The sequence below is a fragment of the Proteus myxofaciens ATCC 19692 genome (assembly GCF_001654855.1).
Classification (GTDB): domain Bacteria; phylum Pseudomonadota; class Gammaproteobacteria; order Enterobacterales; family Enterobacteriaceae; genus Proteus; species Proteus myxofaciens.
On record NZ_LXEN01000210.1, the window covers coordinates 1 to 500 of the forward strand.

Annotated in this window: 1 protein-coding gene and 1 pseudogene; both read left to right on the forward strand. The window is 26.8% G+C overall.

Translation table 11 applies throughout. From position 1 onward, the window contains the following. The coding region (locus M983_RS16675) for a FimD/PapC C-terminal domain-containing protein (RefSeq protein ID WP_281180128.1) at window positions 1-285 on the forward strand (285 nt) is incomplete at its 5' end. A gap of 33 nt (window positions 286-318) precedes the next feature. After that, window positions 319-500: pseudogene (locus M983_RS17790) on the forward strand (hypothetical protein); the annotation flags it as partial.

Below are 500 nucleotides of genomic sequence, written 5' to 3' on the forward strand. Positions count from 1 at the left end.
TCAAAAGTAAAATTCCCAATAAAGAAAGGCTATAATATTTTATTTAAATCAATAAATGTACTTCCTTTTGCTGCAAACGTAATAGTATTTGATGATCAAAATAATATTGATTCTACAGGGTTTGTTTCTAATAATAATAGAATTTTCATGTCTGGAATAAAAGGAAAAGGATGGATACAGGTAAAATGGGGAGATGAAGAACAACAACAATGTCGATTCCATTATAATATAGAGAATGAAGTTAAAAATACTTTATTTATCAAAAAAGAGATTAACTGCCAGTAACTTATTTATTTTTTTATTTCACAGAGAGTATTTATGATAAAAGAAAAAACAATATATTTAACTATTATATTATTTTTATACTTTCCTTTTAGCGCATTTTCAGAGAAAAGAAGGAGTGATATACTTCCACCAACAAGTTGTGATATCCATATTCCTCAAGGAATTCTATTTGATGATATAAGTACTGATGACTTCCCAGCAAACAAAACAGGAAC